Source organism: Sulfurimonas sp. (assembly GCF_032250635.1).
GTDB lineage: Bacteria > Campylobacterota > Campylobacteria > Campylobacterales > Sulfurimonadaceae > Sulfurimonas.
Genome location: NZ_JAVVFL010000088.1, coordinates 1 through 8651, shown reverse-complemented (window position 1 = coordinate 8651; position 8651 = coordinate 1). Strand labels below are relative to the sequence as shown.

The window sequence follows — 8651 nt, the reverse complement described above, 5'->3', positions numbered from 1 at the left end:
CCCGCGGGTATTCTCGTGTCACTTAGAAGCGTTTTATACTTCCAAAAAAGAAGTCCTACCGGCTTGCCCTCTTCATCTCCGAAAACCTTCTGAAAGAGTCTGCTTCCATCTTCTATATTTCCGTCCTCTTTTAGTTTGCCGCTTGAAAAAACTACTCTGCCGCCTCTATCTTTGACCTCAACCTCAAGCCACAACTCTCTAAAATCAGCCACTCCTGTTGGGAGATGATGTCCGGCACCCACATTTTTTACGCCTACTTCCAAAACTCCCTCTTTTATATCCATGTCAAGTTTTGCAGAGGTTCTAAGAAGCTGCAGGGTCTGCTCCTCATGCGCCTTGTCTCTAAGTCCTACCAAAAAGTGGTTTGAACCTGCAAAGTAGTGAACTTTAACGTCATCCTTGAGAACACCGCCATCAGTTGAAACACCCTTTAGCGGTGCAAATTTTCCATCTTCTAAGTAGGTCATGTGGCAATCTACGCAGTTTTTATGTTTGCTCTTGTCATTTGGATTGTTAAAGGGTGACTTCTCCCACTCTTTAAAAGTCGAGACGATTTTCATACCGTTTTGCGGATGAAACTCATCATGACATGAGGCACAGTAGCGGCTCTCTTTGTAAAACTCTTTGGAGTAGCTTTTTTTATGTACATCAGGATTTGCATTGATCAGTTTTTCGCTAAACCAGCGTCCCAAATCCGACTCACTATCTTCAAATGCATATTTCTGCCGCTCCAGTGAGAGCGTAAAAGAAGCATTTCCTTTGCTAGAGGCTTCCGTTATCTGATGACATGTGATGCACGAAACGCCCTCCTCAACCCTAAAGTTGCCATGCTCTTCAAAGTCATCAAGAAGCGTTTTCGCACCCTTTTCAAAATGCTCGTTGCTTACAAAGTTGCCGTCCATTGCATGCGTTGTTTTTGGATGCCCCAAAGCAAGAGCGCTTGGATTGTGGCAGCTCATGCACCATTTGCGAAACTCCTGCCCCTCAACCTCTCCAGCTAACGTCTCCATAACCATATAGTATGGGTTTGAACCTGCCATATGTTTGTGGTTCGAGTTGCTCCACTGCTCAAATATCTCGCTATGGCACGACTTACATTTTGCGGAATTACTCCAATCTTCGCTGTGGTAACTATTGGCTTTTTTCTCTATCTCCAAAAGTGATAGCTCCGTGATTTTGCTGTATGAAAGGGATGGGTACGCCAATAAAATCGGAACAAGCAGAGCCACTGATTGTATATTTTGGCTCTTTGCTCTTAAGATATGCCATAAAAAAAGTGCTAATAAAGCGAGTGAACCAAAGAGGTGAATGTTAAAAGAGAGTATCCCAAGTATGTCTCCACCGCGGTTACCAACCAAAAAGAGATAAAACCCGCTAAGAGTAACCAAAACAAAAGCAAAAAGAAGAAGCCACCCCTCCATGCTGTTTATCTTTTTTATAAAAAAGTATCTTCGGATATGCCTATATATAAATGAGTTCATAAAAAAGAGCATTATCAAAATTGAGCCTACAATATGCAGAGGCTGAATAACTCTAAAGTTCTCCCAAGATAGACCAAGTAGCTCATACATAAAAATACCGCTTATAAACATCGCAAATAGAGCAATTTTTACAAAAAACCTTCTCATTTTTGCTCCTCATAATCTACTATTTCGCCCTCTAAAGTTCTCAAAAATGCCACGATTTCATCAATCTGCTCCAAAGTGGGATTAAGCCCTATTTGATGTTTAGCCATAATATTTACGGCTTCTCTTATCTTCGCAACAGCTCCATTGTGAAAATAGGGCGAAGTTTTTGTAACATTTCTAAGTATGGGAACCCTAAAGAGATGCCCGTTATCTTTTCCTAAAAAGCCGCCGCTATTTTCAAAAGGAAATGCTCTATGGAGAGTCTCGATATTTGGCTTTATATCGTAGAGCTGTGCGAACTCTCTTAGCGGAAATCTCTGAATACTCTGACCACCAAAAGCTATACCGTTATGGCACCCTTTACATCCGAAACTTATAAAATTTGCTAAACCTCTCTTTGCCTCATTGCTTATGGCAGAGTTGTCACCCTCTAAAAAACGGTCATACGGCGCTCTGCTTACCAATGTTTTCACATATGTCTCTATCGCTTTTGCGGCATTTTCAAAAGATACTCCATCATCAAAAGCCTCAATAAACATCTCGCTATACTTAGCACTCTCTTTTAGTCTTAGCTCAAGCTCTTGCGGATTCATATTCATCTTATAATCAGCCCTAAAAGAGTTCTCGCTCTGCTCTTTAATACTGCTGACTTCACCGCTCCATGTAAAATGCTTTGCAAAACCGACGTTTAATATACTTTGGGTATTTAAAAGATTGGGGTGCATCACTCCGGCATCGCCCTGCGCAAAAGTAAATCTATCGACTCCGCTTTGATCCTGCAGATGACAAGCTGCGCAATCACTGATCTTTGTATCTTCTTGTGCAAGCATTGAGAGCATTGCACCTCTATTTTTAAGATCTCTATCAAATGAGTGACATGTGGCGCAGCTTGTTGTTTTTGTTTTTGAGAGATTTGTGTCAAAAAACAGCTCCTCTCCCAGTGCAATTTTTTTATGCGTCATGGGATTAGAGGCGTCATCTACAAGCTCCACCAACTTATCAAACGAAGCCGGAAGAGGCTTTAAGCCTTTGCTCAAAGCCAACTCTCTTAATTTCCCATCACTATAGTTTGGAACCTTTTTGCTTGGCAGCACAAACGCAATTGTAACTAAGGTACTTAGCGCAGTTATGGCGATGAGAAGCGAGTAAAAGAGCAGCTTTTTCATCTAGATACTAAACGTCTCTTTGACTTTTTGCTCAAACTCTTCATCACTAAGCTCTTTTCTCATTGGCACAAATGCCGTAGCTTCTGCGCCGACAGGAACGGCGATAGGAGCATTTTCATCTTCGATAATCATCTTAATTGCATCTGCGATAGGCTGAGGAGAAGGACCTTCATTGATAGCTTTTGCCACAATCGGCACAAAGTGGGCTACCAACTCTTTATATGGCGAGTTCTCACTTGTTGTCTGTGCGTTGGCGACTAGACCTTTTTTGACAAAGTTTGTTCCAAATAGTCCCGACTGAATCGAGTGAACACGTATACCAAAAGGGAGCGTCTCAAATCTTAAAGAGTCGACTATTCCCTCAACGGCATATTTTGAAGCATTGTAGTGTGAGAGTAGCGGAAGTCCCATTTTGCCTAAAAATGAGCTAATATTGATGATGACGCCGCTCTTTGCCGCTATCATGTAAGGAAGAACTTCTCTTGTCGTTTTAATGAGCCCAAATACATTTACATCAAACTGCTTGAATATCTCCTCATCAGTTCCCTCTTCAAGCGTTGCTAAAAGACCGTAACCTGCGTTGTTTACAAGAACATCAATCTTGCCCTCATTTTTAATGATGGTATCGACTGCTTTTTTAATACTATCTGTTTTTGTAACGTCTATATAAATATTTTTAAGATTTCCATCACCAAGCGGTGCATTTTCGTCTCTCGTGCCTGCGTAAACAGTGTATCCGTTATCTGCTAGAAACTTTGAAGAGAGTGCACCCATTCCAGATGTTGCACCCGTGATTAAAACTACTTTTGACATGATAAGACTCCTCTAATTTTTGTCATAAAGTATATGCAAAAAAGAGTAATCAATCAACCTCTTATGTCAATTTTTTTATTAAACTTAACTATTATGTTCTATAGTCAGCGTTGATCTTTACGTACTCATATCCCAAGTCGCATCCGTATGCCTTAAAAGCGCCATCGCCTATGCCTAGGTCACAAGAGATAGTGAACTTTTTATGCTGCATCACAACAGCGCACTTCTTCTCCATCTCAGCGTCAAAAAGAATCTCTCCTCTATCGTAAACGCACAAGTTGTCAAATGAGATTTTTAACTTCTCTTCATAAGCCTCAACTCCGCTTGCACCTACTGTTGAAGCGATTCTTCCCCAGTTTGGATCTTCACCGAAGAGTGCAGTTTTTACCAAAAGCGAATCGGAGAGTGCTTTTGCGGCAATCTCTGCCTCTCTATCATCTTTCGCACCCGTTACTTTGTAAGTGACTAGTTTTGTCGCACCCTCGCCGTCACGAACCATCTCCAGAGCTAAAAAGTGCATTACCTTAAAGAGTGCCTCTTTGAAAGCTTCTCTCTCATAAGCACCGCTTCTGCCGTTTGCCAAAACCAAAACAGTGTCGTTTGTAGAGGTGTCACCGTCTACACTTATGGCATTAAAAGTAGTTTTTACAACCTCATCAAGCAGCTCTTGCATCTCATCTTTTGCTACTTTTGCATCTGTTGTAATAAAGCAGAGCATCGTTGCCATGGCAGGGTTTATCATCCCTGCACCCTTTGCAATAGCTCCCATGCTAAAGCTGCTTCCATCATCCAAAACAACCTTGAAAGCGACCTCTTTTGCAAAAGTATCCGTTGTCATAATGGCTTTTGAAGCAGATGCAGAATCTCTTTTTGTTAAATCAAAAAGTTTCATCCCTTCGATTATTTTTGCTTTTGGAAGTCGCACACCGATTACGCCAGTTGAGCTCATGATTGGGTTTTTGACTTGTGATGGGCAAAAAGAGAGCACCTCTTTTATATCTTCAACTCCCGCCTGACCCGTCATCGCATTTGCATTTTTGGAGTTTATGAGAACAAAATTTGTCTTAAAATTACCAATTTGACGAAAATGCTTTATCGGTGCCGCACACATTTTGTTTGTCGTAAAAACGGATGCTACTTCACACTCATCTTCGCTATAGATAAATGCCATATCTTTAGCATTCTCTTTTTTAAGCCCGGCACTCACACCATCTGCAAAAAAACCATCACTTGCACAGACTCCGCCTTGTGAATAAAGTACGTTATACAAATTTCAACTCCTTAGGTTTGTCTCTTCTTCTTAAGAGCTCTTTTGTAGTGTTGATACCACGTTGTGTTCCTATAACAAGGAGTTTACATTCACTAGTTATTAGTACATCACCCTTTGGCATAGTCATAAACTTTCCATCTTTTTTTGTAATACCGACTATGGAAGTATTCGTAATCTCTCTAATATGTGTCTCTTTAAGCTTTTTAAGAACTGCCCAGCTATATTTAGGAACCTCTATCTCTTCCATATCAAGCGGATTGTCGCTTGTATACAAAAACTCCTCTAAGAGGTTTTCCATGTCTGGACGTGCCGCCATGGCACTTACTCTTTGAGCGGTCAGTTTCGTAGGTGAGACAACTGTGTCGGCTCCGAGTTTTTTTAGCTTATCTACATCACTTGCACTTACCGCAGAAGAGATGACATAGTATGGTCTTGGAAGAGAGTGCTCTTTTTCAAAAAGTCTTACCGAGGCTATAAGGGCAATATTGTCAGATATTGTATTGGAGAGAGTAATAAGCCCTTTTGCGGAGGAGAGATGTGCTTTTAACATAGTAAGCTCCGCATGCGGTTCTGCTTTTAAATATGTCGTATAGTTATGCTCTTCAGCCCACTGATGTATCTCTTCACGCGGATCAACGACAACAAAAGGTATATGATTTTTTCTCAGCTCCTTTGTCACTTCAAGAGTATACTCATTGTGGTAACATACGACAAAGTGCTTTTTTAGCCTCGCTATGCTGTATAGCATTCTTCTCTCCTTTACTATTCTTCTAAGATTCCCTTTCCCTACAACATCAACAACAATACCGATTGCAAGAGTAAATACGGTAAAACCCAAAATGATAAGGGTTACTGTAAATATCTGTCCGGCTGCTGAAAATTCACCCTCTTTAAGTGCTCCAAATCCAACCGTAGTAAAGGTATACCCGGCTTGAAAAATTGCATCCATTATGGTGTAATCTTCAATATAGATATAACCTAAAGTCCCTATAAGCATGAGCATCTGGACTAGTATCAGTGGTGTTCTAAATGGTAAAAGCTGGGAATAGAGCTCACTATTGAGCGTTATGTGGGGTTTGGGAGATGACTCCCAGTGTAGAAATTTTCGAATCTTCTCTAAGAGATTCAAGTTAATTTCCTGCTCTACTTAAGAGTTTTTCTTAAGTGTGCGCAACTCTCTTGCAGAGATTTTAATCTTTTGAGTTGTACCATCGTCTAAAGTGATACGTACTGTTCTAAGATTTAACAAAAAACGACGTTTAGTTCTATTTTTAGCATGAGAAACATTGTTTCCGCTCATTGGGCCTTTGCCGCTTATAGCGCATCTTCTTGCCATTTTAGCTTCCTTGTGTTAGGTTTGATTAAAGTTGCGAATTATATCAAGCCTAAACAAAACTTCTCCTTAAGTAAACCCGTAATAGGAACGGCTTGAAAAACCCTTTTATATTTGTTTTATGCGTTTATAGATAGAATAAACAAAATTAACATTATGTGGCGAGATATGATAACAAAAGAGCAAGTCAATAGTTTTATAGAAAAAATTCCGCCCGAACCGAAAGTTCTAAATGAGACATTTGCACTACTCAGAGCAGGAGAGTTATCAAAAGCCGCAAAAGTTGCCGAAAATGACTTAGCACTCAAGGCATACCTGAAAAACATAGTCAACAAACCTATCTACGGGTTTAAAAATGAGGTCAGCGATATATCTCAAATATTTGGTATTCTTGGTGTCTCGCTATCACAGCAGAATGTTTACAACTACATGATATCTCTTTTAAGTCCAAAGAAATGGATTTTATTTAAACTCAATTCGCACCTATTTTACGAGCTTCAAGCAAATCTATCAAAGAAGTGGCAGATTATACTGGAGCATTTAAAAATTGAGGATAAAGAAATATATGCGGCGGTCAGTCTGCTTCCTGCAAGCATTATCGTAACCGAAGCTCTTTTTAACCAAAAGATAGCAGACGTAAATCTTTTGCGAAGCACAAAAGCACTTGATTACAACACCATTCTAGTCCGTCTTTGCGGCATTGACCTTTTTGATATCTGCTCCCAGATTGCTAAAAAATGGGAGATGAATGAGAATATCTCTAAGATAGTCCAAGCAGCATCTGGTGTAAAACCATCAGATGATGAAAAGATAAATCTTTTGGGGAAATGGATGCATCTCCTTCTATTTTATGAGCTCTCAAACCCGCTCTTTATTGAAGCTGGACTCAATGATTTTATTGACTTTCAAATTGAATATATCAACGATATATATGAAGAGTTTTCCTCGCTTATGGAGATTGAATGAAAGCCGTAGTTAAAGATGGCATAGCAACATTTTCCCCGCAGGGTTTTCTTGATGGCAACAATGCGGCAACCTACCTAAACATGGAAGACGTAGAGGCAACCACGAAACTCAAAGTAGATATGATTTTGGTTTCACTGAAACGTGTTGTCTTTTTTAACCGAAACGGCTTGGATATTTTTATAAAACTTTTTTCTAAAATCCGCAAAAGCAACGGTGCAACTGTCGGATTTTGCGACTATGATGAAAATAAGTATGTTGCCATCATGAGATTTTACAAAGATGACACAAACTTTTCGCTCTTTAAAACTCTTGAGATTGCCTATCTTTTCTCTTCAAGCTACAAAAATCAGAACAAAACTGTTCTGGTATACAGCGATGACAAGTCACAGCGCTCTGCAATAGCAATAGAGCTGCATGACAACGGACACAATACCGTAATTGCAAAATCTCTAAGCGAATACAATGAAAAAAAAGTCCAAAAAGAGGCATTTGACTATCTTATAGATGCAACATTTTTAGGTCAGATGGGGCAAAAGGTCGCGACAAGAGTAAGCGGAAATGCTATCATCTATACCATCTCCTCATTTTTAGATGTAGAGATAAGCGACAACTTCAATATAGAGTACCATAACAACTCTCTAAATGTAGGCTTCAGACTATTTATTTTTGACGCATATAAAGTCATCAGCATGAACATACACGCGCTAAACTTCTTCTCAAAACTCTCATCTTCAGCAGCCGAATACAATGCTACTATCTGCTTTGTAGGGATGAAGTTTGATAAGACTCCAATCTCATTTAAAGAGAATATGGAAGATGCTGGAATTATTTTTTACAGACACATGGATGATATACTTCAAAACAAAGAGCTTTTAAAGGAGCTCGGGGCTTCAAGTGCTGCAAACATAAAAAACAAACGAGTCTTAAATAAAGAGACGGTGATGGAGCTTCCCAAATTTATCAATGCGGCAGCCGTTACTATAGAGATGATGACAAATTCAAAAGCGCACAAAGAGTCAGCTGCTGTTCAAAACCTAACAATAGAGAAAAAAGAGGGCAAAATTGCAAGCTCCATTGGCTACTACGGCGATATGGACGGAATGGTGGTCTTGGTTTTCCCATCCGGTATTGCAAAGAAGGCGTGTGAACTTCTTATAGGCGAAGACACCGATGATATTGAGATGATTTTGGATACTTTGGCAGAGCTGGTCAATATTGTAGGCGGAAAGATAAAATCTCTGCTTGCAGATGAAGATATATCTGTAAATATAACTCTTCCAAGAACCTATCAAGACATAGCTAGCCTTCTAGAAGTAGTTGAGAACAGAAAAGGCGTTCAGGTAGAACTCTCTTTTAATGATGATAAATTCATATTTTTCTTAACAAGATAAAAGATACAAAATAGTACAATTTCACAATGAAAAAACCATCCTATAAAGAATAGCTTAAACCAATAGTTATTTTTTATAGACATA

The 8651-nt window shown here is 39.6% G+C and carries 8 protein-coding genes; 2 read left to right on the top strand and 6 right to left on the bottom strand.

Features of this window, described 5'->3' with window-relative positions:
- From RQ763_RS06575 to rpmB, 6 genes are all read right to left on the bottom strand, one after another.
- On the bottom strand, window positions 1–1628 hold a 1628-nt coding region (locus tag RQ763_RS06575; RefSeq protein ID WP_314151883.1), incomplete at its 3' end, for a multiheme c-type cytochrome.
- On the bottom strand, window positions 1625–2794 hold the full coding sequence (locus RQ763_RS06570) for a cytochrome-c peroxidase (RefSeq protein ID WP_314151882.1): 1170 nt from the start codon (window positions 2792–2794) through the stop codon (window positions 1625–1627). The genes RQ763_RS06570 and RQ763_RS06575, both read right to left, overlap by 4 nt.
- Window positions 2795–3607: an SDR family oxidoreductase gene (locus RQ763_RS06565; RefSeq protein ID WP_314151881.1), complete on the bottom strand. Its 813-nt coding sequence runs from the start codon at window positions 3605–3607 to the stop codon at window positions 2795–2797.
- Between the two features lie 91 nt (window positions 3608–3698).
- Window positions 3699–4877 carry a bifunctional glutamate N-acetyltransferase/amino-acid acetyltransferase ArgJ gene (gene argJ, locus RQ763_RS06560; protein WP_314151879.1) on the bottom strand — a complete coding sequence of 393 codons (1179 nt, stop codon included), beginning with the start codon at window positions 4875–4877 and terminating at the stop codon, window positions 3699–3701.
- Complete coding sequence (locus tag RQ763_RS06555; protein ID WP_314151878.1) at window positions 4870–6006, bottom strand: potassium channel family protein; 1137 nt, start codon at window positions 6004–6006, stop codon at window positions 4870–4872. The genes argJ and RQ763_RS06555 overlap by 8 nt, the downstream gene beginning before the upstream one ends.
- A gap of 18 nt (window positions 6007–6024) precedes the next feature.
- Window positions 6025–6213: a 50S ribosomal protein L28 gene (gene rpmB, locus RQ763_RS06550; RefSeq protein ID WP_294930808.1), complete on the bottom strand. Its 189-nt coding sequence runs from the start codon at window positions 6211–6213 to the stop codon at window positions 6025–6027.
- Between the two features lie 165 nt (window positions 6214–6378).
- Here rpmB and RQ763_RS06545 point away from each other — a divergent pair, with 165 nt between their 5' ends.
- Together RQ763_RS06545 and RQ763_RS06540 are read left to right on the top strand one after the other, a co-directional pair.
- Window positions 6379–7176, top strand: coding sequence for an HDOD domain-containing protein (locus RQ763_RS06545; protein WP_314151877.1), 798 nt, complete (start codon window positions 6379–6381; stop codon window positions 7174–7176).
- Window positions 7173–8567 (top strand): chemotaxis protein CheX, encoded by a 1395-nt coding sequence (locus RQ763_RS06540; RefSeq protein WP_314151875.1) that lies wholly within the window; start codon window positions 7173–7175, stop codon window positions 8565–8567. Before RQ763_RS06545 ends, RQ763_RS06540 begins: the two co-directional genes overlap by 4 nt.
- The last annotated feature ends 84 nt before the right edge of the window (window positions 8568–8651 follow it).

What these genes read in the sequence shown, in the direction of transcription:
- RQ763_RS06540 (WP_314151875.1), top strand. Translation starts at nt 7,173, where the DNA reads ATGAAAGCCGTAGTTAAAGATGGCATAGCAACATTTTCCCCGCAGGGT.
- RQ763_RS06545 (WP_314151877.1), top strand. Translation starts at nt 6,379, where the DNA reads ATGATAACAAAAGAGCAAGTCAATAGTTTTATAGAAAAAATTCCGCCC.
- rpmB (WP_294930808.1), bottom strand. Translation starts at nt 6,213, where the DNA reads ATGGCAAGAAGATGCGCTATAAGCGGCAAAGGCCCAATGAGCGGAAAC.
- RQ763_RS06565 (WP_314151881.1), bottom strand. Translation starts at nt 3,607, where the DNA reads ATGTCAAAAGTAGTTTTAATCACGGGTGCAACATCTGGAATGGGTGCA.
- RQ763_RS06570 (WP_314151882.1), bottom strand. Translation starts at nt 2,794, where the DNA reads ATGAAAAAGCTGCTCTTTTACTCGCTTCTCATCGCCATAACTGCGCTA.